The organism is Shewanella algicola (assembly GCF_014648035.1).
GTDB lineage: Bacteria > Pseudomonadota > Gammaproteobacteria > Enterobacterales > Shewanellaceae > Shewanella > Shewanella algicola.
Genome location: NZ_BMQI01000022.1, coordinates 1 through 25,015 on the forward strand (window position 1 = coordinate 1; position 25,015 = coordinate 25,015).

Here is a 25,015-nt window from a genome sequence, read left to right on the forward strand (position 1 = left end):
AGAGCAACGCAGGAGCAGTTGCCGAGAACAACTATGCCTACAATTCTATTACTTGCCTAGAAGACACAGAACTCCCGCTGAATGACCAGATAATTAGTGGAATTGGTATCAATCCAATATCTGCTCGCTGCAGTTAGTATAATTAATACTTTTGCCAGTGTCATTGTTTGAGTCAGTTTGCATTTATCGGTGAGTTATTTTGTGATGCCGATGTTTTTTGGTAGATTAGCAAGCTATAACAGCATTACTGATTTAACCTCAACGCGAACCGAGGTTAATCACCCCCACAATTAGGGAAAGATTACCATGATCAAAGCTAAAATCGGCATCGTGACAGTAAGCGATCGTGCCAGCGCTGGCGTATATGAAGACTTGTCTGGCAAAGCCATTATTGATGTATTAAATGAGTATTTAACCTCTGAGTGGGAGCCTGTGTATAAGGTGATCCCAGATGAGCAAGATGTGATTGAAGCCACCTTGATTGATTTAGCTGACAATCAAGATTGCTGTTTAATTGTCACCACGGGTGGTACTGGCCCGGCTAAACGCGATGTGACCCCAGAAGCAACTGAAGCCGTGTGCGATAGAATGATGCCTGGCTTTGGTGAGCTAATGCGCACCGAGTCGTTAAAGTTTGTGCCAACGGCTATTTTGTCGCGTCAAACAGCAGGGTTACGTGATGATTCGTTAATTGTTAATTTACCGGGCAAGCCTAAGTCTATCCGCGAATGTTTAGACGCGGTATTCCCTGCAATTCCGTATTGTATCGACTTAATGGATGGTCCATTTTTAGAGTGTGATGAAGCGGTCATTAAGCCGTTTAGACCTAAAGCAAAGTAGTGCTAGCAGATATTGGCGATACACTAATAACCACTGCTTTATATCAAAAAGAATGCCGTCAAATATGACGGCATTTTTATGTCTGGCTATGCTTGTTGGCAAAGGTTGGTATGAGCGACCGAGCTGCAACACTACAAGCTTTTAAACTGTTGCTTGAGTTCAAAGTCGTTGTCGGTTACCAATCTTTCCAGCACTTGTATGCGCTCAATCAATGCCTGGTTTTGTGCTTTTAAGTCGGCCAGACCATCGACCTCTGTTTTTTGCTTATGCTTTAAATACTGTTTAAACATTTCGGATGCCGTAGTACCGACAATTACGATAAATACCAGTGCGATAATCGCCATATCTTCGTTCATAATCACTCCTTAATTTATGTTGTTTTTGTCAATGTTATCGTCTTAAAGTCCTCGCCTTAATTCATATAATTAAGGCGAGTAGATCTATTAACTATTTTATAACTATGGCTTACAGCCCAAAGACCACTTTTTCACTTTTTAGTGACTTTTCTAATCCGGCCGCTAGAGCTACAGCAATGATTAAGGTGGTCACTGATGACACGATTAACTGCATCATTGGGATTTCGCGACCTTTAATAAAGTCCATTAATGCTTGTTGCTGGCCTGATACCGGTAACCACTGCAATATCTCTGGGGCAATGTTGTAGCTGGCTGCCATTGACAGTGCCAGCGGCACAAATAACACCATGGTTAAGTATGACTGCGCTTCTTTAAAGGTTTTGGCCATAAACGACACATACAATTGCAAGGTAGCTGCCATGAGTGCGACAGGGATGCCGACCAGGAACATAAGTCCCATAAAGTCCTGGCTAATGTTGACGGTAAAGCCAATTTCTTGCCAAGGCACAAAGGGGTAGGCCACTTTTGACACCAGCAAGATTAAAATGAGTCCTAGCAGTGCAAAGCAGGTCACGGCAATAATTTTGCCCAACACTAATTGGCGGGTGCTCATTGGATGGCTAAGTAGCAATGCCAGTGAGTTACGTTCACGTTCGCCGGCACTGGTGTCGATGGCCAGGTTCATGCCAGAAATAAACACCGAGTACATCATGGTGAAAATAGCGATACCCAAAATCATTCCGCCTTTTGAATCTGCGGTGGCTTTGTCTTCAACATTGATTTTGATTGGTTGGGTAATGCCAGGGTTAATCCCGCGGGCAATTAAGCGTAAGCTGCCCATTTCTGCACTGTAAGCCTGCAGCTGTCGCTCAAGACGGCGGATAGACTTTTGGATCTTTTCATCTGAGTTATCAGCAACCAATAACACTTCTGCAGGCTTAGCTTTCGCCATGTTGGCGGCGTAATCATCACTAATGGTTAAGGTGATTTTATTCGCCTGTTCATCGTCTGCATGGTTAATGCCGTTATTGCTGAGGTAGCGCACTAAATCAGGTGCGTTATTGGCATTTTTAATGTTGATGTTAAGATCTTCTGGGCTAGACAGTTGACCAATTAACACCATAAATAGGCCACACATGATCAGTGGCGTACCCATGGCATAATATAAACCTGCCATGACAGAGCGTTTGTCTCGTGCGGCATCAATAAGTTCTTTGCGCACCATTGCGAGTATCATTTTCATTATGCTGCAATCCCTTCGTCAGTACCGATAAGTTCGATAAATGCATCTTCTAGTGAGTCTTTGCCCGTTTGCTGACACAGTTCGTCAGGGCTACCAATGGCGACCACTTTGCCGTTTGCCATAACAATGACGCGGTCACATAAGGCGGCAACCTCTTGCATTACGTGGCTTGAAAACAACACACAATGTCCTTGTGCTTTTAGTTGCAATAAAATGTCGCGCAGTAAGCGGGTGCTCATCACATCAAGTCCGCGGGTCGGCTCATCTAAAATGATGTTGCTTGGCTGATGCACTATGGCTTGCGCCAATGCCGTTTTCATCCGTTGACCTTGCGAGAAACCTTTGCAACGACGGTCGCTAATGTCTTCTAGCTTTAATTGGGCAATGACATTGGCGGTGGCTTCTTTGGCTTGCTTACGCGTCATACCGCTTAGCTCGGCAAAGAAACTAATGTATTCACGCGGCGTAAGGCGTTCGTACAATCCAAATGGGTCGGGGAATAACCCTAATTGCTTTTTTGCGCCTATTGGGTCAACCGCGACGTCTATATTGTCTACTGTGGCGGTGCCTGAGTCTGGTTTAAGTAAACCAAACAAGGTGCGTAAACAGGTGGTTTTACCGGCGCCATTTGGGCCAAGCAAACCAGTGATTTGGCCATTTTCAGCACTAAAACTTAAATCGTCTAACGCCTGCACATCGCCAATTTTTTTGGTTAAGTTTGCAACAGTAATCATGACTATTCCTTATCTTCAGCTGTATTTGCTGGCGCTGTTGTGTCGGTTTTAATATCTGTGTCGGTGCTGGCAATCGGTAATGCTTCTACTGTGTTGGCATTAAGATAAAAGCTGCGGCGCACATCTTTTTGTAAGCATTGGCCATCAATCTCTTTTAGTGAGCCTTGATCAACTAATTGCGCAATTAAATCGTTACCGCAACTTTGATAGGCCACACCGTGAGTCGCGTAAGGCGCAATAAAATGCTTCGACTTGGTGAGTTTTTCTTGTGCCAGAGCGCCCCAGTTTGGTGGTGTTGCTGGGTCGAGTTCGCCAGACAATAATAAAGTAGGAATGTCGCTGTCGATTGGGTTACTAAAGCTGTCATCTTCTTGCTTTGTTGGCCATGCCTCACAGGTTTTTTCTAACCCATCTAACATGCTGCCACTGATGTAAGATTCTTTAGCGTCTTTACGCATTTGTTCGGTAATACGGTGAATATCCTCACCACATACCACTGATGCATGCATACCCATTGCTATCCCTGTACTGTTGGCCGTTAAGGAGTAAATACCTAAAATGGGCTGGTAGTTGCCTTGCGCGGCTTGGTTTACTGCATGAGGGATAAGCGCACGGAGATTAGGCATATACATCGCCATGCGGATAGCCCCTGTGAACTTACTACGCGTGAGTAAAAAGTCGCTAGGCTCGTCAGTTTGTGGGTCGCGCACTTTTTGGCTAATCGGTGCATCGGCGAGTTGTTGATCGACTTTATTATACTCGTCGACTAAATCAGGAAACTGCTGCTGACATTCAGGATTGCTTTTACAATCGCGCCATAGCACGTTTAAACCACGCTCAATTGAACTACCAATGGCCACTACGCTTTGTTGCATTGGCACTACACCGTCTAATGTTACTGTGGCTAATGCTTCAGGATAATGGCGCATATACAACTGAGCCATGCGTGAACCATAAGAAATACCGTATAAGTGCAGCTTGGTATAACCTAAAAACTCGCGTACTGCCTCAAAGTCTTTTAATGCGATATTGCTGCCGTATTGAGTCACGTCGGCATCGATCCCCGCTAAACATTCTTCGGTTATTGCCAGCATGTCGAGGTCGTCTTCATTGATGTTGAGTGCATTTAAGTCACCGTCGTCGCAACTCAAAATATTCGATTGGCCAGTGCCACGCTGGTCGATAAGTAAAATATCGCGTTGTTGACGTACTTTGGTCAACATACGGTCAAATCCAGCGGCATTTTCGATAGCCGATTGGCCAGGACCACCGGCAATGGCGAGTAATGCCTCATCTGGGTGGGTGTTTTTAATTGCAGGTAAAATCGCAAAGTGAATGTCGATTTGCTTACCGTCAGGTTGCTTTGGGTTTTCAGGTACGCTGATTTTGCCACACTGAAACTGCTCATCTAAGCCATCTAAATAGCATGTGGTTGTTTTAGCTGGCGCTGCAACGAGTGTGTCTGCGGTATCTGCAACGCTGTGGTTAGCGAGCAAAATAGCCACTGCAACAGCCACCCAGCGGCTAGCACGAGTTGCCGATTGGCATAAACCTAAAGCGCGTAATCGCGATATTGAGGTTGTGTTGACAAACTTCCTGTTGATCATCGGAACGTTTCCTTTTTGCATTTCATGACGATTATGATACCTTAACATCTAGTGTATGAGTGTATCAATGTATTAATACAGTTGTTAAAGGCTAATGTTAGAATTACTGAATGTCAACCCCAGCAGTGGCGAACCCATTTATCGACAATTGCATGATCAAATCGTGCGCTTAATTGTTGGCGGTCAATTGCAGCCTGAAGATGTACTTCCTTCAGTGCGCCAATTGGCTGAACATTTGGCCGTAAACCCAATGACAGTGTCGCGTGCGATGCAACAACTTGTCGACCAGGGCTGGGTCGAGCGTCGTCGTGGCCAGCCGTCACGGGTGGCTGCGAGAACATCAGCAAATAACGCCTCAGGCAGCAGTTTATTAGCGCCGCAGATAAGCGCATTAGTTGAGCAAGCACAACAATTAGGTGTGGAATACGACGAGTTGCAACAGTTATTGAAGCAATTTTGGCAAAAAGAATAGCCGTCATTTAAGCTAAATTTTGGTAGGAAAGTCGAACATGGAAGCCGAAGATAAGCCCGTTTTACAGTTTACCTTAGTCAATAAAACCTATGCCGAGACAACTAAGTCTGCAACCGGGCATAAGGTGTTAGCCGATTTATCGATAACACTTTATCCTGGGATGGTCGTGGGATTATTAGGTCAAAATGGCGCGGGTAAATCGACATTAATGCGCTGCGCGTTAGGAATTGTTGATATCGATAACGGCAACATCAATACCCTAGGCGAATCGCCAGAAAACCTTTCCATTGAAGCAAAACAACATATCGGCTATGTGCCACAACAGCCTTTTGGCTACGAAGGCTTTACCATAGATAAAGCCTTAGAATTGCACCGCAGTTTTTACCCGCAGTGGGACATCGCCCTAGAACAAGATTGGTTAAATCGCTTTGATTTAGATGTTACTCAAGCCGTGCAAAAACTGTCTGTCGGTCAGCGTCAATCGTTAGCCTTGATTATGGCGATGGCGTATCGGCCGACCTTGTTGTTACTCGACGAACCTGTTGCTAGCCTCGACCCTATCGCCCGTCGCCAATTTATGGGTGACCTGTTCGATCTTGCCCTCGAATCAGGTTCGGCGGTATTGTTTTCATCGCACATCACCTCAGACTTAGAACGTGTCGCCAGCCATGTTGCGTTAATCAAAAAAGGCGACTTAGTGCTGTTTAAAGAAATTGATGCCCTGCGTGAAGAGGTTAAATTACTCACTATTAACGACGACACCGAACTACCTGCAAGCTACAGAATATTGAGCCAAACCGGCCAAACTGTGCTGGTGGACACCCAGGGTAACTCGGATGTTATTACTGGTGTGCAAAATGAAAAATCATTAAATTTAGAACAGTTATTTATGGAGCTGCACCGATGAGTGCGCAGCAACCTCAAAGCCCACTAGCCGCATGGCGTAAACCCTATCAGGGTATGTTGCGTTTGTGGTTATATGACTTAGGTAGCGTCAGTTTTTTAGGCACGAGCCTGCTTGGACTCATGCTTGGACTTGCGCTGTTAATTAGCGGAAAAACCGATGTGGTGAGTTTGGTTTTTGCTATGTCGACAGTCTCAGCGGCTGCCAGTATTGCCTGGCAGTTAAATCGCTTAGTGGCGACTGAGACCAGTCAATTAATCCCAGGTTATCAAGCCAATGTATTGCAACAGGCGCTGAGCATAGCGCTGGCGGTTATTGGGTTTCAGGTGTTAGCCTGTGTGATTTTTTCGGCATATGAAGTCATAGCGCAATTGTGGTTAGCCGTTGCGGTTGGGCTTGGCTTTGTATGGCTCTGCTTGTGGCGCAGTCATTATTTTCATTTATCGTTTGCGCTGTTTATTGCGGTGCCATTTTTAGATGAGCTCGCCTCTCGTTTGTCGCTGTGGGCCAGCTTAATCATTGTTGCCATGCTGTTTTATCGTGTGGTTGGCTTATGTCGGCAACTGCGCTGGAACAGCGATGCGCGGGTGGTCTACCTCAATGCAGTGCAAATGGGCTGGATGTGGTTACCGAGCATTAAAGGTGTTGCGTGGGTGGGTAAATTCGAGCGCCTGTTTCATCCAATGAATTTCTTTATTGGCCCTGTGTTAACCATGATGATGCTAACCCTGCCTGTTATCGCCATAGTCTTAATGCTGATTTCGTGGCTGTTCGATTTTAATCTACCAACTGTGTTTTTAATTGCTCAATTTTCAGTGATCAGCTGTGCGATTATTCATTGGAGCCGTATTCAACGTTGGCGTGCCACCGAAACCTTATTTTTATTGCCTTGTTACAGCGGATTAAGCGGGATGAAAGAGGCTTTTTACCGCAGTCAAAATCGTTTTATTGCGGTGATGGTGTTGATAGTGACCGCAATAGGGTTACTAAAATCCTTGTTTGAACCGCAACTCAGCCTGATGTTTTTAATTCACTTAAGTTTAAGCACCTTTTGGGGCTGTGCCATTATGCTCGGTACTGGGGCTGCAAGCCGAAATAGTCATCAAGCCACAGCGGCGATGTTGGTGGTGCTTTTGCACTCTATAGTGGTGTCTATGAGTTTTGCTGCGCTAAGAGATGGCGACAGTATAACTCCGTGGCTATTGCTGGATATTCCGCTAACCGTCGTCGGTGTGCTGGCATTGATGTGGGGTAAGCGACAGCTTTGGAAGCACGGTATTACCGCGCCTTAAAGTAGTATTTGTTGTTTATCAGTTTTGCTTGTGAACGTGAGATTAATCGCACAAATAGAGCAAAAGCTCTTATGATTTTTTTTAGCTTCAGGTAGAATGCAAAAAGCGGAACACTTGTAAGCTAAAAAGGTCACTGTTAAATGTCATTAAATCAATACCACGTCGTACGACTTCTGCAACAGCAAAGTCAGTCTTTAGGCAGTAACATTGCCCTAGAAGGCTTTGAGATGCCAGCGCCTTGGCACACTGTGACTTGGAATAAATTCAATACCTTAACGGACTCAGTTGCCCAATTACTGATTGAGTTTGGCTTACAGGTGCAAGACAAAGTGGTGATATTGTCGCAAAACTGCCCGCAATGGACTTGTGCCGATATTGGTGCACTTAAAGCGCGTAATGTGGTGGTACCTGTTTACCCAACCAGTACACTTGAACAAGCGGTGTTTATTGTTAACGATGCCCAAGCTAAATTAATTTTTGCCGGTGATCAGCAACAATATGACATGGCGTGTGACATTGCCGCGCAAGCCGACTGCGTGCAGCAGATTGTCGTATTTGATGCCAATGTAACTTTAACAGCCGACAATCACCTGTATTTTGATTCGCTATTAACCGCACAATTTAATCCAAGCGTAACTCAGGAGTTAACCAGCCGATTAGCCAATACTGATCTGGATGACTTACTGACGCTAATTTACACCTCTGGCACCACAGGTAACCCAAAAGGGGTGATGATCGATTACCGCAATTTTGCCTCGATGATCAGACAGCATGACCAAAAACTGCCTTTTACCGCCGGCGATGTGTCATTAGCCTTTTTGCCGCTAAGCCATGTATTTGAACGTGGCTGGAGCATGTATGTATTGTGCCGCGGCGGTCATAATGTTTACTTAAATGACACCAATAAAATTAAACAAGCTCTTGTTGCCGTTAAGCCACACACCTTATGTGTAGTGCCACGATTTTTAGAAAAAATTTACAGCGCCGTGCATGACAAAGTTGGTAAAGCGCCTAAAGCACGCCAAGCATTATTTGCATGGGCGATGAAAGTGGGTAAGCGTCAATTTGAAGTCAATCAAGGCCGCGCTAAGCCGAGTTTATGGCTAAGTGCCCAGTGGAAACTGGCTAACAAGCTGGTTTACAGCAAATTACAACAAGTACTCGGCGGTAGGCTTAAGTTTATGCCAGTGGGCGGTGCAGCATTAGATGTTAATGTTGGCAGTTTTTTTCACAGTATTAGCGTGCCTGTATTGTGTGGGTACGGCATGACCGAAACTTGCGCGACCGTTACCTGTAATACCCTAGATAATCGTGTGCCAGGCTCAAACGGTAAGCCGTTAGAAGCCATGCAAATTAAGCTGGGCAAAGACGATGAGATTTTAGTACGCGGCGACACTGTAATGCGCGGTTATTACAATCGCCCCGATGACACCGCCGAAGCGTTTGAAGACGGTTGGTTAAAAACCGGTGATGCAGGGCGTATTGATGAGCAAGGCAATTTGTACATTACTGACCGCATCAAAGAGTTAATGAAAACCTCTAACGGTAAATACATTGCACCACAGCGTGTTGAAGGTAAGGTTGCATGTTGCCCGTTTATTGAACAAGTGGCTATTGTTGCCGATGCACGCAATTACGTGTCAGCGCTTATTGTGCCAGCATTTGAAGCGTTAAATACCTGGGCCACTGCGCAGGGCATACATGTTGAAAATCCTATTGAGCTACTACGTCACTCGCAAGTGGTCGCGCATTTTGAGCAGCGTTTAATCGAGCTGCAGCATGAGTTAGCCGGCTTTGAAAAAATTAAGAAGTTCACTTTATTGCACGAAGCATTCTCGATGGAATCTGGACTAATTACTCCGACGTTAAAACTGCGTCGTAAGATGATTTACAGTAAATATCACAGTGAAATTAATGCCATGTATGGTAACTAATCATTGCGAAAACCTTTAACAATAGGGCGCCGTCGGGCGTCCTTTTTGTTATGTATTCACTGAACTGTCATCTGCTTGTCTTATGCTCAAGCTTGTCTTTTCTGGCAGGCTACAGGATGTGAAAAAGCTTAAGCGCTATCAATATGAACGTTACGCAGTGCTTTGTAAGGTAACGTATCAAACCGACTTTGATCCACAAAGTTTGGGGTTCTCTCCTGATAATTATGCCGAAATTGCCAATCGCTGGGGGCATATTTGCGCGCGGGTTTTGTGGCGCGATGATCACCCTGAAGTGCTGGTGGTGTTTAGGGGCTCGCAAACCGTACACGAATGGCTTATTAACATGTATTGTTTGCCCAAAGTGAAACGCTTTGCTGGTTGTCGTTATCATGTGCATGCTGGTTATGATTATTTACTTGAACAGCGAAGTAACCCTTGTGCGCCTGATTATCAAAGTGGCATTAGTATTTACCAGCAGTTACATGCCATTGTTAGCCCGCTGATTTTGTTGGGTAAAAGAGTCACGCTTACAGGGCATTCATCGGGTGGTGCGATGGCGATATTGGCAGCTGACAGGTTAGAACGCCAATACAATAAATCAATAAAGCGTGTGGTGACCTTTGGTCAGCCTGCGCCGGGTTTTGGCAGTTTTCAGCGCCAATATTTACTCCATCGGCGTACATATCGAATTTGTTGTGGTGTTGATGTGGTGACATTTTTACCCCCCCTACCGGGGATGTTTCATCATGTTGGGCGTATGTTGTGGCTGCACAACGAGCGTATATACGACAATATCTCGCCGATTAAACGCTTTTTATTAAGTTTTGTCAGTTGGTTGTTTTCGCCTTTTGTCTCGCATTACATGCACAAATATATTCGCGATAAAGATTTTTTTGATGACCTGTAGCAACAAGTGTCGTTAGAATGGTTGCCCACTATACATAAGAATAAGAAAGGATTTTTTGTGGCAGACACTCAATTTAGCATGACCCTTAAACCGCGTTTTTGTGAAACCGACGCATTAGGGCACATTAATAACACAGTGATCCCAATATGGTTTGAAGCGGCGCGTGAGCCAATTTTTGATATTGTGAATCCGGGGCAAGATTTAACTAAATGGAACATGATTATTGCCGGTTTTACCATCGCCTTTACCGCGCCAACCTACTACGGCACTGAAGTGACAGTCAAAACCCACATTAGCCGTTTGGGTAACAGCAGTTTTGATATTTTACAAAGCTGCTGGCAAAACGGTAAAAAAACCGCCGAAGCCACCACTACCATGGTGCATTACAACTACCAAACCGAAAAAAGCGAACCATTAGCCGACAATGTGCGTCAGCAATTAGCGGCGTTAACGGGGCAGACTAACGGTTAATTAATGTAAAAATTTAACCACATAACTGCAGCTGGTATTGATATTAAAACCTTCCGATTTTGCCCATGCCAGCCCAGTGCGCACGAGCTTTTCTGCAATCCCTTGGCCGCGTAATATCGGTGGAACAAAGGTGCGATGAAAATCAATATCTTGGTCCGCCAAATGGTATTCAAGCACTGCCTCAACGCCCTGTGTGTTGACCACAAAACGATGTTGTTCGGCCTGGTGCACGACGACCAAATCCTGATTGCTCATGCTGTTATCCTTTTATGGTATTAATTGCGTAAGAGTAAAACTTACTGATGCTGCGACAAGGCGGCAAGTAATTCTGGCGTGAGTTTGGCTTTTTGACCGGTTTTAAAGTTAAACATGACGACTTTTGCCCAACCGTGCGTGGTGACAGATTGTTGCGATTGACTGAATACGGTGTAATGCATCACGAAGCGGTCTTGTGTGATGTCGCTAATTTTGATGCCAACGATGATAGAGTCTGGAAACGTGATCGGACGCTTAAAGCGAGCATTCGTTTCACTGAGCACTGGTCCAACACCTGTGGTTTTTAAGTCGGCAAGTAGGTTAATTTGATTAAAGAAATCGAGACGCGCCGTTTCAAAATACTTAAAGTAAACTGAGTTATTAACGTGTTGCAGCGCATCCATTTCACCCCATGCAACTTGGATTTTGGTGCTGATAGAGTGTTGAGCTAAAAAGTCTTCCATGGGATACCTTGTACAAGATGAAATTAAACGCTTGTTTGAATTGGTCGTTAATTTACCAGTCACAATGCAGAACAACAAGGGCTATGGCCACTGGTCGACAATTTATAAGGATTTTATTTTGCCAAAACAGGGTTTACTTACCATATCTAGCGGATGGTTATCGTCTGGTTGGACGGTGTTTTCAGCGCGGTTTACCAGGTTGCAAACTCAACTGAGCCTCCCTCAAAAACTCTATTTAGTGGCGATTGTATTGTTGTTTGCTACTGATTCCGTGGTGTGGGTGGCAATTATTAGTGTCATCGCGATGTCGATTGAATTTTGGCACTTGTTTGAACGTATGTGGCACAGTTTGGCAGGTAAAGCCGTTTTATTATTGTTTTATGCCATTGTGGCTAACTTTGCATTAGCCAGCTCAAGTTCGGTGGTAAACGATGTGGTTGGCGTTGCCTCGAGCAGTTTTAATTACACCCACAACTTTGCCATTTTGCTTTATATTCCCGCCTGGAGCGTGATTATGAGCAGCATTGTGTTATTACTTTTACAGCTTATTTTTCCGCTAATGTTTAGCGTGTCATTTTTACTGCGTCCTTTTGGCGTGACTAATTTTAGGTTAATTAATCATCAACACTTTCATCGCACCACATTTTGGGTGCGAGTCGTGTTGGCGGCAGTAGTGCTGTATCACTTAGCCATGTTAATGGATCTTTATGGTCAAATAGAAAAAGCCCTAGATGACCCACAAGTTGTGCAACTCGTTGAGGCTCAGCCGGAAGAAGCCATTGTTGTCGAGAATGATTTGGCGTTAGTGGAGAGTGGTCTTGCGAAAGAGGTTAACCCTAAACCTGAGCCAAAAGTGAAAACGGCGTCAGAAATAGAGCGCGAAAAAGAGTTAGAGGCTATCGATGAAATCGCCAAGCAACCGTATAACCATTTACGCAGCCAATATTTTACCAGTGTACGTAAAGCGATTGCGCTATTTGCATTTCAGCTTGAGGCGAATGCCAAGTCACGTTGTAAAAAGTCTGCTAAGTCGCACGTTGTTGAGCTTAATGATTATGAAATTTTAGAGATCACTCCAGATACCGATGGCGAATATGGTTACCATTTTGAAGTAAAAAAATGTATCTCTCCGGCCTTTCCTGGTTAAGCAGAGTTTATGAGTTAGCTATTAGCGAAAACAAAAAACGACCATCAAGGTCGTTTTTTATTGGATAGCATTTACCGTGACAGGTTAGTCGAATTGCAATTCGTTAAAACTTGTCACGATTTTGCATTTTGCTTTAACTTGCTCAGGCAAACGCAGCATTTGGCACGTTGTCATGCCTGCAGCCTCGGCTGCTTTGAGCTCTTCTGCCACATCTGACACAAATAAAATTTGTTTTGGCTTTAAGCTAATGGTGTTGCAAATGTTGCAGTAGGCTTGCTTGTCTAATTTGTTACCGGTACGGGTATCAAAATGGCCGCTAAATGAAGGCGTTAAATCGCCAGAATCTGAGTGGCTAAACAGTAACTTTTGCGCATCCACCGAGCCTGACGAAAAGCTGTAAATACGGATACCTTTTTGGGTAATACGTTCAATCGACTCAATAAAATCCGGGTAGATATGACCGGTAAACTCAGCATTATTGTAGCCTTGCTTCCAAATCAAACCTTGTAAGGTTTTCAATGGGGTTATTTTGCGGTCTTCGTCAATCCACTGTTGTAAAATTTCGGTCACGCGCGCTAAAGATGCATCGGGTTCTAACGCTATGTCTTTAATGTCGCTAATGCAATAATCGACCAATACGTTATGTTGATTTTTTTCAAGAAACTCTGGCATTACTGTGCGTGAGTATGGAAATAACACATCCTGAATAAAGTTAAGATCGGTAGTGGTACCGGCGGTATCAACGATGATAGCTCTAATACTCATAAGATTTGTGACTCCCTAACAATAAATTAACTTAATGATGATCCTATGCTTTATTGGCCGTTAAGGCTAGTGCTATTAATCAGATTGTACCGAGGTTTGGCGACATTTAGTACAAGATGTGAACTAGATTTAGTTAATGCTAAATTGCCTTGTGTAAGTGGGTCTGTTAGGTTCAACAAGGTGTATAAAACAAGGACGAAAATATGGCTACAGTTATGAACCACTACACCGCTAAGGGATTGAATTTATGGGGACGATGCCTGCTTAGTGGCTGTCTGCTACTGAGTGTTGTCGTTGTAAATGCCTATGCTGTTAATGTGCCGCAAATAGATGCCTTTCCGCAACCGCAAACCGAGATCCTCAGTGTTAACTCAAGCTCATTTAACACTACGGCTGATTTTGTTGTGACGTTACCTAATGGCTATACCGATCATCCCGACAAACATTATGTGGTGTTATTGGATCTCCATCCACGTAGTCATTTGTATTTAAGCGGTATGCACGATTGGATGAGCCATAATGGTGGTTGGCCGTGGTTAGACACCATTATTATTACTGCGCCAAATGGCCATAAAGGGTTGGGGGAGTTAAAGTCTGCCTCGATTGAGAAACGAGGCGATCAAGGACTACTCGACTTTTTTGAACAGCATTTGCTGCCCGCCATCGACAAGCAATACCGCACTAATGGCTTTCGGGTTTTTAACGGCTTTACTGGTAATGCAGGCCTAGTACTGCATAGTTTACTCAATCGCCCACAGTTATTTAATGCTTATATTGCTGCCAGCCCTGTGCTGTCTGATGATTTTGCCTTTGTGCTAAACGATGCGCCTAAGTTGCTTAACACTCTTAAGGGCAAGCAAAGATTGTTATTTATGAGCACCAGCGACAGCGATTTTGAGCAAAGACAACTCGACTCGTTTGCCATGCTGGAAGATATGCTTGCAACCCACGCAAATGCGCAACTGAGTTATAAAATAAAACGCTTTGATGGCAGTTATTATATGACACAACCCATTTTGGCGACGGCCATGGGTATCGAGATGATATTTAACGATGTGCATACCGTATTGGCTGCAGATTCCGCGGTATCACAACAAGGTACGAGTGCAATCTTAGCCTACTATAAACGCTTGTCTGATGACGTGTATGGCTTTGATATACCGGCAATTGATTCGTTATTGGCTCTTGGCGCCAGTTTTGTTAACGATAATCCTGCACAAGCCATTGCGGTATATCAAGATACGCTGAATGCTTATCCTAAGGCACATACTGCGTATCATGCTTTAGCCATGGTTTATGCGGGCTCAGGCGAGTTAACTAAAGCGATTACGGCTGAAAAACAAGCCTTAGCGAGTACCGACCATCCGTTTTATCTGAACAAATACACTCAACAATTAGCTAAGTTTCAACAGCAACAACAGTAATAAACCCCCGTCAATGTAGAGTGTCACTGGGCCAGTGTTGTCCTGAGAAAGGGTTTATTTTGGCGCGTTAATTCGCTTATTTTACGCTTTCGCGGGCGACTCTAAGGCTATTTTTCATGGATGACTCTGTCGGTCTGGTTGGCTAATTAAGCTAGATTACCAGCGGTTGCATTGGTAGTTTTGTATGGTTCAGTAATCGATAACCAGTGATGATATTGAACTAGGCTTTTTGTCTAGGGTTATTCAGCCCCAAAGTGTTTAATTTGACGATGGTATCAGTTTTTAGAGTGGGGCCATGATTTTACCGAGAGCAGAAATATAGTCTAACCTTAGGGCTGTTTGGTACCCTTATTTAATCCTCTCTATTGGTACTGATTCATATAACTTCTTATTAATACAGTTAAATATAAAGGAGCGAGATATGTTAGGTGAAAGCCATGCGTTATTAGTCGATTTTCCTGAGTACACTGTGACCATTTTAACGTTAATTGATGGCGACAGTAAGTTTGCAGAAAATGCGCGTCGTTATGATGATTTAGACACTGAAATCCGCAAATTAGAGTTAAGAAATTCCCCAACGAGTGATGAGTTTATGCATCAAGCTAAACATGAACGATCTGTGCTTAAAGATAAGCTTTATTTTCAATTTACTAAAGCATAGAGGTTTTCGGCAGCGAGGTGTCGATAGTATTTTTCGTCTTCCCGGCAGTGTTTTTAAGCCGGGATCCAGGTGTTAGTTTTTGCGTGTTGTACTCATGCCCTGCGGGCACTAACGTCTTGGCGTTTCGCCCACACCAGACCAAGAGGAAACCAACGGCTGTTTCCTCTTTCTTTTTTTACAAAAGAACTGGCCCAGCCGCCACATCAATTTATCCCATTTGATTTATACGATAATGTCGCGACGTGGTTAAATCCTGCTTTTTACTGCGCTTGTAGCCAGCTTCAGCCTATCTTGTCATAAAGAGTGAAATGCTAACGCTTCAGATGGGTGTCTGATATGAATTCCTTCACATCAGACAAGTGGTTGAGCTACAGAGGGGGACAGGTGCGTGTCGGAGAGTGAATGCCATGATGAACTTATGAAATAAGTGCACAGTGATACATTCTTGGCTCTAAGTTTTTCAAGCTAATTCAAACTCGATCTAATACACAATTTATATCATTTACTCCCTCACAAACACCTGACGGCCGTTTACCCAGGTGGCGATGATTTTGTTTTGCCATATTTGTTGTGGGTTGATAGCAAAGTAATCGTTCTCAACCAAGATAAAGTCAGCTTTTTTGCCGGATTCTAGCGTACCTATTAACTGCTCTTGGTGGCCGGCATAGGCAGCGTCGATGGTGAAGCTTTTAAACGCTTCAATACGCGACAATTTCTCACCCGCTAACCAACCGTCTAAAGGCTTGTTAAGATGATCTTGACGGGTGACCGATGCATGCAATCCAAAGAATGGGTTCGGTGATTCGATAGGGAAATCGGAACCATTGGCGATGACGGCGTTGGCATTTAACAATTTACGCCATGCATACGCGCCGGCGAGGCGGGCTTTACCTAAACGGTTTTCGGCCATGTTTTTGTCGCTGGTGGCGTGGGTGGCTTGCACTGACGCGATAACGCCAAGCTGGGCAAAGCGGGGTACGTCAGCAAGGTCGAGTATTTGGGCATGTTCAACGCGGTGGCGTAATGCTTTTGAGTCGGTTGCCGCAATGGCAGTTTGGTATTTATTGAGAACCACTTGATTGGCATTGTCGCCAATGGCGTGGGTGTTAACCTGAAATCCGGCTTTCATCGCCTGTAAAATGAGTTTGCCTAATTGCTCGTCTGAATACAGCATTAAGCCTTTGTGGCCGGGTTGGTCTGAGTACTCTTTAATTAACGCAGCGCCGCGGCTACCTAATGCGCCGTCGGCAGATATTTTTACACTGTCGACTTTAAACATGTCGTCGCTAGTGTTGATATGACCTTGCTTTAATACCGTATCAAGCCGTGGGTCTTCAACCGACAGCATGCCATTAACGCGCACGCTCATGACATTGTTTGCAGCTAATTGCTGGTAGGCTTTAATGTTGTTAATGCTGATGCCCGCATCGTGCACGCTGGTTAAACCGTATGAAGCTAAGCTGTCCATTGCTAGGATTAACGTAGACTCAAGCTGTTGCTGATTAAGATCGGGGATGATGTTAAACACTAAGTTCATCGCATTATCGATAAGCACACCAGTAGGATTACCTTGCTCGTCCTTAACTATCTCGCCACCTTCTGGCGAGACGGTGCTGGCTGAAATACCGGCCAATGCTAGTGCCTTACTGTTAACCCAAATCGCATGACCATCAACCCGTCCAAATGACACCGGATTAGCATTAAATGCTTTATCTAGACTTTCTTTGCTGGGAAATTGTTTGCTAAACCATAATTCTTGGTTCCAACCACGACCCATTAACCAACCGTCGGTTGGGTTTTTCTTAATGAATGCTTGTGCGCGTGACACCGCGTCTTGTTCGCTATTGGTATTGGTTAAATCGGCGGTTAATAAGCTTAAGCCGTAACTGAGCACATGACCGTGGGCGTCGATTAATCCTGGCAGTAAGGTTTTACCTTTACCATCAATGGTGGTGATATCGTTAGCGGTAGGTAACGTTTGCTCTTTGGTGAAGAGTCGGTCGATTTTATCGTCGGTGAACTGAATCGCATTAAAGGTCTGTAATTTACCGTTAACTAAGGTGTAGCCGTTAACATCATGCACCAATGTGGTTTGCGCTAGGGTGTTTGCACTCAAGCTGCAAATGCCCAATGTTATCAACAGTGCTAAATAACCTTTTTTCATCATTTCATCCCTTTGTGCGATTAATTTATCAACACTTATTAAATGTTAATTAATGGTTAATGGCAAGAGGAGGCGAGTGGCAGGTTTAAAATCAATTTTATTCGTTTTCTTCGCAATTCTATGTTGGTCACAAAGTTTGTTATCAACATATCTGCAACTATTGTATGACAGAGAGGTTTGATTTAGATTATCAGATTAAGACTGCTCTATTTATCTCAAGGACAGAGCGGCAGAAAGTCAGGATGACTTATTTTGTCTAATTTCCTACCTTTTACCGTCTAATTACTTGAGTAAACGGTCCGGCTAATCGGGCTAGAACACCATGCTATAACAATTCAAATGAGTAAATTACGATGAAAAAAATCTATTTAGCGTTATCACTGATTGCGGTGACATTGTTCTCTGGTTGCGCCTCAGTACCTATGGCTTCTTCGGAGCAAGATAATGCTTTAAAACAATTCCAAAAACCACAAAATGGCAATGCAGGTTTATACATCTATCGAAATAGCTTTGTTGGACAAGCACTTAAGAAAAATGTGTATGTTGACGGGAAGTTGGTTGGTGAAACAGCAAATAAGGTTTATTTTTACAAAGAGTTAGCTCCAGGTAGTTACGCTCTAGCTACTGAGTCTGAGTTCAGTGAAAATAACATTGAATTACCAGTAGAAGCAGGGCAACTCTATTTTGTTGAGCAGTATATTAAAATGGGTGTTTTTGTTGGCGGTGCAGCGTTGAAAAAAGTAGATAACGAAATCGGTATGAAAAACATTAAAGAATGTAAGTTAGCCAAAGAGACGGATTTGGATATTTATTTACCAAAACAGGCCGTCGCTCAACAATAGAAAGCGTTAAATTGCCAGCTCAAAAATCGCCCAGCCAATGCTGGGCGATTTTGTTTTCAGAATTTTGTTGTCTAATTAAACTTAACCAAAGTTTTAGCTAAATCATTCACATCCAACACGTTGTAGTCAGGCTGTGCTGCCAGCGGGAACAAGACTTTACCCTGGCGACGAATAAACGCAGTTTGTAAACCTGCTTTTTCAGCACCTGCGATGTCCCAGCCGTGGGCTGCAACCATTAAGGCTTCGTTAGCGTTAACGCCTAAATCTTTAATGGCCCATTGGTAAGTGCTTAAATGCGGCTTAAATACACCAACAGACTCGATGCTTAAGTTGGCATCAAAATATTGGCTTAAGTTTACATTTTTAAGCTGTAATTGAACGCCTTTTAATGATGAATTTGTTAAGGTGACTAGCTTATAACCTTGAGCTTTTAATGCCGCTAAACCCTCAGCAACATCAGGATGCGCGGGTAAAGAGCGTAATGGCGTAACAATAGCGGTTTTAGCCTGTTCGTGAGTAATTGCAATGCCGTTAATCTCGGCCACCATTTCGAGTGATGCCACTCCAATATTACCAAACGATTGATACTCGCCAGTGGCTGAAACCACTAAAGAATGATGCAACATAGTTGAGAACCATAATGGCAATAAATCGTCACGACCATTTAACGCAATGCCGACAGACTTACGCATGTTTTCTAGATCTAACAGGGTTTCATTCACATCAAAAATAATCACTTTAGGCTTGGTGAGTTGTGCTGCTGATTCTGTTGAGTCATTAGCAAAAGCGTTACTGCTGTTAAGCAACAAAAATGCACTAGCAAGTGATAGTAGTGTGCGGATTTTCATAATACCTCTGTCAATATAGGTTAGGTTAAGGGTAAATGATTTGAGCGATCGTTCATAATGTGGCTAGCCTAAATGAAATAGAGCTTAAAATCACCCTTTAATTGATATTGGCTGTTGAATGAAATAGTAATCGTGCGTTTGAAATGAACTTTAAATACGCTAAAACCGGCGGCAGTCATAGCATACCAACGCCGGGAATATAGCTTAGCGAGGCAGGGCAACCACCTGGCCATTTTTGACCACATTTTGACAAGGATTAACCCCATAGGCATAGGCCAGTTGTGCTGGAGTACTGATATCCCATAAGCAAAAATCTGCCTGTTTACCTATGGTAATACTGCCAACGCGATGCTCGAGCCCCAATGCCTTGGCGGCATTAAGGGTTACGCCTTGCAAGGCTTCTTCTGGGGTTAGCCTAAACAAGGTACAGGCCATGTTAAGCATTAATAAAGTTGAACAAATCGGTGATGAACCGGGGTTAAAGTCGCTGGCTATCACCATCGGCACCTTGTATTGACGCAGTAAATCGATGGGCGGTAATTGGGTTTCGCGTAAAAAGTAAAAAGCCCCGGGTAATAAGGTCGCGCAGGTACCACTTTCGCTTATCGCTTTAACTCCCGCCTCGTCTAAAAACTCAATATGGTCAACCGACTTAGCACCCAAACTTGCGGCTAAGGCGCTACCTCCCATATTAGATAACTGCTCAGCGTGTAGTTTTATCTGCAACCCGGCTTGTTTAGCCGCAGTTAATACTCGCTCGGTTTGCTCAAGATTAAAGGCGATATTTTCGCAAAATACATCAACAGCATCCGCTAAACCTTCTGCAATAACTGCGGGCAGCATGTCATTAATCACCAAATCGACATAGCCGTCTACATCGTTCTGGTATTCTGGCGGAATGGCATGGGCGCCTAAAAATGTGGTGCTAACATCGATATGATGATGCTCGCCAAGCTCACGGGCGACTCGCAATAGTTTGAATTCGGTTGTGGTGTTTAAACCGTAACCCGATTTAATCTCAACGGTGGTAACACCTTCTCTGGCGAGGGTATTTAAGCGTTGGCGGCCAAGTTCAAATAACTCTGCTTCGTCGGCATCACGGCAGGCATTAACCGTTGAAATAATACCGCCACCTGTGCGGGAAATATCTTGATAACTGGCGCCTTGGAGCAGTTGTTCAAACTCGTTGGCGCGATTGCCAGCAAACACCAAGTGAGTGTGCGCGTCGATAAGTCCTGGGGTTATCCACCCCCCTTTACCTCTGTAAACCGGCGTTGCCAAAACATCAAACTCGGGCAGTTCACTGCGTGGGCCGACCCAAGCTATTTTACCGTCTTTTACGGCAATCGCAGCTTGAGGTATCGCCCCGTAAGCACCAGTAACACTGGGGTCCATGGTGGCGATATTGATATCTATCCATACTTGATCCCACACCATGTTATTCCTCTTTTTAATCGCAAAAATTTTGTCTTCTATCTATTGTTAAACAATACTTGTTTAACCTTGTATATACAAGGTAGGCTAAAACCAGAGATAAATAAATTATGGCAATTTTGTCAGTATTGGAAGTGAAGATATGGCTCAAGCAAAGTTTGCTCAAATTAAACAATTTATTTTGTCACGGATTGAAACCCGTGAATGGCAAGAAAACGATCGCGTGCCGTCTGAAAACCAATTAACGGACTTGTTTGCGTGTAGCCGCATGACCGCAAGGCGGGCGTTAACTGAACTGGTGGACTCAGGCGTGTTAGAGCGTACTCAAGGCGTGGGCACTTTTGTGGCGGGGTTAAAATCACAATCGTCACTGTTGGCCATTCGTAATATTGCCGACGAAATTAAAGACCGCGGTCATGGCTATAGTGTTAAGCCGCTTGAGTTAAAGCTGATTGATGCCAGTGTCGCCGAGGCTAATGCATTGGGACTTGAGGTTGGCAGCCCGGTATTTTATTCGGTATTGGTGCATTGCGAACAAGGTTTTCCTCTGCAAGTGGAGGAGCGCTTTGTTAACCCCAAACTAGTGCCAAAGTACCTAGAGCAAGACTTTACAATACAGACGCCTCACGAATATCTCTCTGCCGTAGCGCCGTTAACTGAAGCGCGCCATACCGTTGAAGCCATTATGGCCCATGAGCAGTTACAACAAAGGTTGGCGATAGAGGCCACTGAACCCTGTTTACAAATTTTACGCCGCACCTGGTCACGCCAAGGTGTAGTGAGTTTTGCACGGCTAGTGCATCCCGGTAGCAAGTTTAAATTAACCTCTGCGTTGGTGAATAAATAATGCCAATCAATGAATTTATCGCACCCAGTTAATAGCCATAAGATTAATACCTAAAACCTAAGACCTAAAATTTATCACAACAAGACTAATAAAAAACCAAACCGAATTAATCGGTTGAAGAGGACATTATGGATAAACGACACGACCCAAGCCGTCGCATTATTGCGCCACACGGTACTCAATTACAGTGTAAAAGTTGGCTAGCTGAAGCGGCAATGCGGATGTTAATGAACAACCTTCACCCTGATGTGGCTGAACGCCCAGAAGATTTAGTGGTATACGGCGGTATTGGCCGCGCCGCGCGAGACTGGCAAAGTTACGACAAAATTATTGAGGTATTGAAGCGCCTTGAAGACGATGAAACCTTATTGGTGCAGTCGGGTAAACCTGTTGGGGTGTTTACTACACATGCCAATGCACCTCGAGTGATTATTGCTAACTCAAACCTGGTGCCACATTGGGCTAACTGGGAGCACTTTAACGAGCTCGATAAAAAAGGCCTGGCGATGTACGGCCAAATGACCGCCGGTTCGTGGATTTATATTGGTTCGCAAGGCATTGTGCAAGGTACTTACGAAACCTTTGTTGCCATGGCAAAACAACACTTTAATGGCTCGTCAGCAGGTAAGTGGATTTTAACCGGCGGCTTAGGCGGCATGGGCGGCGCACAGCCGTTAGCAGGCACAATGGCGGGTTATTCGGTGCTCACCTGTGAAGTGGATGAAACCCGTATCGATTTTCGCATGCGCACAGGTTACGTCGACCAAAAAGCCACTTCATTAGACCAAGCCTTAGCGATGATTTACCAAGCAAACCAAAGCGCCAAGCCTGTTTCAGTTGGCTTATTAGCCAATGCTGCCGATGTGTTTACCGAGTTAGTGACCCGCGGTGTTACCCCTGATGTGGTGACTGACCAAACCTCGGCGCACGACCCGTTAAATGGTTATTTACCGCAAGGCTGGAGTTTAGAATACGCAGCTCAAATGCGTAAAGCTGACGAAGCCGCTGTGGTTAAAGCCGCTAAACAGTCGATGGCAGTACAAGTTCGTGCCATGTTGGCATTGCAAGCTGCAGGCGCGGCAACGACCGATTACGGCAATAATATTCGTCAAATGGCTTTTGATGAAGGTGTAACAAATGCCTTTGATTTCCCAGGATTTGTGCCTGCGTATGTGCGGCCGTTATTTTGTGAAGGTATTGGACCATTTCGTTGGGTTGCGCTGTCTGGCGATCCTGAGGATATCTACAAAACCGACGCTAAAGTTAAAGAGCTTATTCCTGATAATCCCCATTTACACAATTGGCTCGATATGGCCCGTGAGCGCATTGCGTTTCAAGGTTTGCCTGCACGTATTTGCTGGGTCGGTTTAAAAGATCGTGCCCGTTTAGCGTTAGCGTTTAATGACATGGTCAAAAACGGCGAGTTGTCGGCCCCAGTGGTCATTGGTCGAGATCATTTAGATTCAGGCTCGGTTGCCAGCCCTAATCGTGAAACCGAAGCCATGCTTGATGGCTCTGATGCGGTGTCAGATTGGCCATTGATGAATGCGTTATTAAATACCGCCAGTGGCGCCACCTGGGTGTCGTTGCATCATGGTGGCGGTGTTGGTATGGGCTTTAGTCAGCATTCTGGGGTGGTGATTGTGGCCGATGGTACCGATGAGGCGGCTGTTAGGCTAGGGCGCGTATTGTGGAATGACCCTGCAACTGGCGTAATGCGTCATGCCGATGCGGGTTACGACCTTGCAAAAAAATGTGCCAAAGAGCAAGGCTTAGACCTGCCAATGTTAGGAGCGTAACCCATGTCGACTTACTCATTTGAATTGCTGCCAGGTACCTTAACACTGGCACAAACCCGCGCCATTAGCCGCAATAGCGTCAAGATAACGCTTGCCAAAGATGCGATTAAAGACATTAATCAAAGTGCTGAAATTGTCCAGCAAGTGCTGCGTGAAGGTCGTACTGTATATGGTATTAACACTGGGTTTGGCTTGTTGGCCAACACCAAAATAGCGCCGCAAGATTTACAAGTTTTGCAGCGTTCAATTGTGTTGTCTCATGCCGCAGGTATTGGTCAATATATGCAAGATGCCACGGTGCGTTTAATGATGGTGTTAAAAATTAACTCATTAAGCCGTGGGTTTTCTGGTATTCGTTTAGAGGTGATTGAATTTTTAATTCAGTTAGTGAATGCTGGTGTGTATCCGTGCGTACCCGAAAAAGGCTCTGTAGGTGCATCGGGCGACTTAGCACCATTAGCACACATGTGTTTGCCATTATTAGGCGAAGGCGAAATGAGCTATAAGGGGCAAATTATATCGGCAAGCGAAGGGCTAGAAATTGCTGGATTAGTACCGATTGAGCTGGCCGCTAAAGAAGGTTTGGCATTATTAAATGGCACCCAAGCATCGACCGCATTAGCGTTAGAAGGCTTATTTAATGCAGAAGATTTGTTTGCCGCCAGCTCAGTGATTGGTGCCATGAGTGTTGAAGCGGCAATGGGCAGTCGAAGCCCATTTGATGCACGTATTCATGCGGCGCGTGGTCAAAAAGGTCAAATTGATTCGGCGGCGATATTTCGTCATTTGTTAACAAGTGAATCAGAGATCAGCCAAAGTCACAGTAATTGTGAAAAAGTACAAGATCCATACTCACTGCGTTGTCAGCCACAGGTATTGGGCGCGTGTTTAACTCAAATTCGTCAAGCGGCAGAAGTACTAGGTGCAGAAGCCAATGGCGTCACTGACAATCCGTTAGTGTTTCAAGATACTGGCGACATTATTTCGGGCGGTAACTTTCACGCAGAACCAGTGGCAATGGCAGCGGATAACCTGGCGATTGCCATTGCCGAAATGGGCGCGATTGCTGAGCGTCGTATGGCGCTGCTGATTGACTCTAGCTTGTCAAAATTACCGCCATTTTTAGTCAATAATGGTGGGGTGAATTCAGGCTTTATGATTGCCCAGGTCACGGCGGCGGCACTGGCGTCTGAAAACAAAACTTATGCCCATCCGGCCTCGGTAGACAGTTTGCCTACGTCGGCTAACCAAGAAGACCATGTGTCGATGGCAACCTTTGCCGCGCGACGCTTGCGAGACATGAGCGAAAACACCCGTGGCGTGTTAGCGATTGAACTTCTCGCTGCGGCGCAAGGGTTGGATTTTAGAAGCCCATTACAGCCCAGTGCCGCCATTGCTAAGGCAAAAGCCGAGCTAAGGGCAATCGTGTCGTTTTATGATCAAGACCGCTACTTTGCCCCAGACATCGAAAATGCGGTCGATTTGCTGGCTAATGCCAGTTTTAATCGACTATTACCGCAAGGATTAATGCCAAGCTTTTAAATTAAACTTTTAAATCAAACTTTTAAATCAAGATTTTAGACCAAGCTGTTTGCTCAAGCTTTT

General features: G+C 44.6%; 24 protein-coding genes. 14 read left to right on the forward strand and 10 right to left on the reverse strand.

The genetic code is table 11. The features are described from left to right. Positions 1–306 precede the first annotated feature (306 nt). A complete protein-coding gene (gene mog / locus IEY42_RS10905; RefSeq protein ID WP_188925257.1) occupies positions 307–840 on the forward strand; it encodes a molybdopterin adenylyltransferase in 534 nt (177 codons plus the stop codon). 131 nt (positions 841–971) lie between these two features. Here the strand turns inward: mog and IEY42_RS10910 are convergent, their stop codons facing one another. From IEY42_RS10910 to IEY42_RS10925, 4 genes are all read right to left on the reverse strand, one after another. Further along, positions 972–1,196, reverse strand: a complete 225-nt coding sequence (locus tag IEY42_RS10910) for a hypothetical protein (RefSeq protein WP_188925258.1) — start codon at positions 1,194–1,196, stop codon at positions 972–974. 109 nt (positions 1,197–1,305) lie between these two features. Beyond that, a complete protein-coding gene (locus IEY42_RS10915) occupies positions 1,306–2,439 on the reverse strand; it encodes an ABC transporter permease (protein ID WP_188925259.1) in 1,134 nt (377 codons plus the stop codon). After that, entirely contained in the window at positions 2,439–3,173 is a 735-nt protein-coding gene (locus IEY42_RS10920; RefSeq protein ID WP_188925260.1) for an ABC transporter ATP-binding protein, read from the reverse strand. The genes IEY42_RS10915 and IEY42_RS10920 overlap by 1 nt, the downstream gene beginning before the upstream one ends. Before the next feature lie 2 nt (positions 3,174–3,175). Then, positions 3,176–4,780, reverse strand: coding sequence for an alpha/beta hydrolase (locus IEY42_RS10925; RefSeq protein ID WP_188925261.1), 1,605 nt, complete (start codon positions 4,778–4,780; stop codon positions 3,176–3,178). A 94-nt stretch (positions 4,781–4,874) separates the two neighbouring features. Between IEY42_RS10925 and IEY42_RS10930 the strand changes: the two genes are divergently transcribed. From IEY42_RS10930 to IEY42_RS10955, 6 genes are all read left to right on the forward strand, one after another. Continuing rightward, positions 4,875–5,252, forward strand: a complete 378-nt coding sequence (locus tag IEY42_RS10930) for a GntR family transcriptional regulator (RefSeq protein WP_188918450.1) — start codon at positions 4,875–4,877, stop codon at positions 5,250–5,252. 37 nt (positions 5,253–5,289) lie between these two features. Beyond that, positions 5,290–6,159 carry an ABC transporter ATP-binding protein gene (locus IEY42_RS10935; RefSeq protein ID WP_188925262.1) on the forward strand — a complete coding sequence of 290 codons (870 nt, stop codon included), beginning with the start codon at positions 5,290–5,292 and terminating at the stop codon, positions 6,157–6,159. Then, complete coding sequence (locus IEY42_RS10940) at positions 6,156–7,448, forward strand: ABC transporter permease (RefSeq protein WP_188925263.1); 1,293 nt, start codon at positions 6,156–6,158, stop codon at positions 7,446–7,448. The genes IEY42_RS10935 and IEY42_RS10940 overlap by 4 nt, the downstream gene beginning before the upstream one ends. Before the next feature lie 140 nt (positions 7,449–7,588). Continuing rightward, a complete protein-coding gene (locus tag IEY42_RS10945) occupies positions 7,589–9,382 on the forward strand; it encodes an AMP-dependent synthetase/ligase (RefSeq protein WP_188925264.1) in 1,794 nt (597 codons plus the stop codon). A 118-nt stretch (positions 9,383–9,500) separates the two neighbouring features. Then, on the forward strand, positions 9,501–10,289 hold the full coding sequence (locus tag IEY42_RS10950) for a lipase family protein (protein WP_188925265.1): 789 nt from the start codon (positions 9,501–9,503) through the stop codon (positions 10,287–10,289). A 78-nt stretch (positions 10,290–10,367) separates the two neighbouring features. Next, positions 10,368–10,760, forward strand: coding sequence for an acyl-CoA thioesterase (locus tag IEY42_RS10955; RefSeq protein ID WP_275974543.1), 393 nt, complete (start codon positions 10,368–10,370; stop codon positions 10,758–10,760). On the opposite strand, the gene IEY42_RS10960 is transcribed toward IEY42_RS10955, so the two are convergent. Both IEY42_RS10960 and IEY42_RS10965 read right to left on the reverse strand, forming a co-directional pair. Continuing rightward, positions 10,761–11,015 (reverse strand): GNAT family N-acetyltransferase, encoded by a 255-nt coding sequence (locus IEY42_RS10960; RefSeq protein ID WP_188925267.1) that lies wholly within the window; start codon positions 11,013–11,015, stop codon positions 10,761–10,763. Positions 11,016–11,056: 41 nt separating this feature from the next. Further along, positions 11,057–11,479 carry an acyl-CoA thioesterase gene (locus IEY42_RS10965; protein WP_188925268.1) on the reverse strand — a complete coding sequence of 141 codons (423 nt, stop codon included), beginning with the start codon at positions 11,477–11,479 and terminating at the stop codon, positions 11,057–11,059. Positions 11,480–11,597: 118 nt separating this feature from the next. Here IEY42_RS10965 and IEY42_RS10970 point away from each other — a divergent pair, with 118 nt between their 5' ends. Beyond that, positions 11,598–12,626 (forward strand): hypothetical protein, encoded by a 1,029-nt coding sequence (locus tag IEY42_RS10970; RefSeq protein WP_188925269.1) that lies wholly within the window; start codon positions 11,598–11,600, stop codon positions 12,624–12,626. A gap of 84 nt (positions 12,627–12,710) precedes the next feature. Here IEY42_RS10970 and mtnC read toward each other — a convergent pair whose 3' ends face one another. Next, positions 12,711–13,391, reverse strand: a complete 681-nt coding sequence (mtnC, locus tag IEY42_RS10975) for an acireductone synthase (RefSeq protein ID WP_188925270.1) — start codon at positions 13,389–13,391, stop codon at positions 12,711–12,713. A gap of 203 nt (positions 13,392–13,594) precedes the next feature. Between mtnC and IEY42_RS10980 the strand changes: the two genes are divergently transcribed. Together IEY42_RS10980 and IEY42_RS10985 are read left to right on the forward strand one after the other, a co-directional pair. Further along, on the forward strand, positions 13,595–14,815 hold the full coding sequence (locus IEY42_RS10980) for an alpha/beta hydrolase-fold protein (protein ID WP_229780017.1): 1,221 nt from the start codon (positions 13,595–13,597) through the stop codon (positions 14,813–14,815). Positions 14,816–15,236: 421 nt separating this feature from the next. Then, complete coding sequence (locus IEY42_RS10985; RefSeq protein ID WP_188925271.1) at positions 15,237–15,476, forward strand: HP1242/YdcH family protein; 240 nt, start codon at positions 15,237–15,239, stop codon at positions 15,474–15,476. Positions 15,477–15,978: 502 nt separating this feature from the next. On the opposite strand, the gene IEY42_RS10990 is transcribed toward IEY42_RS10985, so the two are convergent. After that, positions 15,979–17,643, reverse strand: coding sequence for an amidohydrolase (locus tag IEY42_RS10990; protein ID WP_308424986.1), 1,665 nt, complete (start codon positions 17,641–17,643; stop codon positions 15,979–15,981). A 350-nt stretch (positions 17,644–17,993) separates the two neighbouring features. On the opposite strand from IEY42_RS10990, the gene IEY42_RS10995 reads away from it, so the two are divergent. After that, entirely contained in the window at positions 17,994–18,482 is a 489-nt protein-coding gene (locus IEY42_RS10995) for a DUF2846 domain-containing protein (RefSeq protein ID WP_188925272.1), read from the forward strand. A 71-nt stretch (positions 18,483–18,553) separates the two neighbouring features. Here the strand turns inward: IEY42_RS10995 and IEY42_RS11000 are convergent, their stop codons facing one another. Then, complete coding sequence (locus tag IEY42_RS11000) at positions 18,554–19,330, reverse strand: haloacid dehalogenase type II (RefSeq protein ID WP_188925273.1); 777 nt, start codon at positions 19,328–19,330, stop codon at positions 18,554–18,556. Positions 19,331–19,534: 204 nt separating this feature from the next. Continuing rightward, on the reverse strand, positions 19,535–20,767 hold the full coding sequence (hutI, locus tag IEY42_RS11005; protein ID WP_188925274.1) for an imidazolonepropionase: 1,233 nt from the start codon (positions 20,765–20,767) through the stop codon (positions 19,535–19,537). 139 nt (positions 20,768–20,906) lie between these two features. On the opposite strand from hutI, the gene hutC reads away from it, so the two are divergent. The 3 genes from hutC to hutH all read left to right on the forward strand — a co-directional run bounded on the left by hutC (position 20,907) and on the right by hutH (position 24,952). Next, positions 20,907–21,611: a histidine utilization transcriptional repressor HutC gene (hutC, locus tag IEY42_RS11010; RefSeq protein ID WP_188925275.1), complete on the forward strand. Its 705-nt coding sequence runs from the start codon at positions 20,907–20,909 to the stop codon at positions 21,609–21,611. A gap of 128 nt (positions 21,612–21,739) precedes the next feature. Further along, positions 21,740–23,410 (forward strand): urocanate hydratase, encoded by a 1,671-nt coding sequence (hutU, locus tag IEY42_RS11015; protein WP_188925276.1) that lies wholly within the window; start codon positions 21,740–21,742, stop codon positions 23,408–23,410. Positions 23,411–23,413: 3 nt separating this feature from the next. Further along, a complete protein-coding gene (hutH, locus tag IEY42_RS11020; protein ID WP_188925277.1) occupies positions 23,414–24,952 on the forward strand; it encodes a histidine ammonia-lyase in 1,539 nt (512 codons plus the stop codon). Positions 24,953–25,015: the final 63 nt, after the last annotated feature.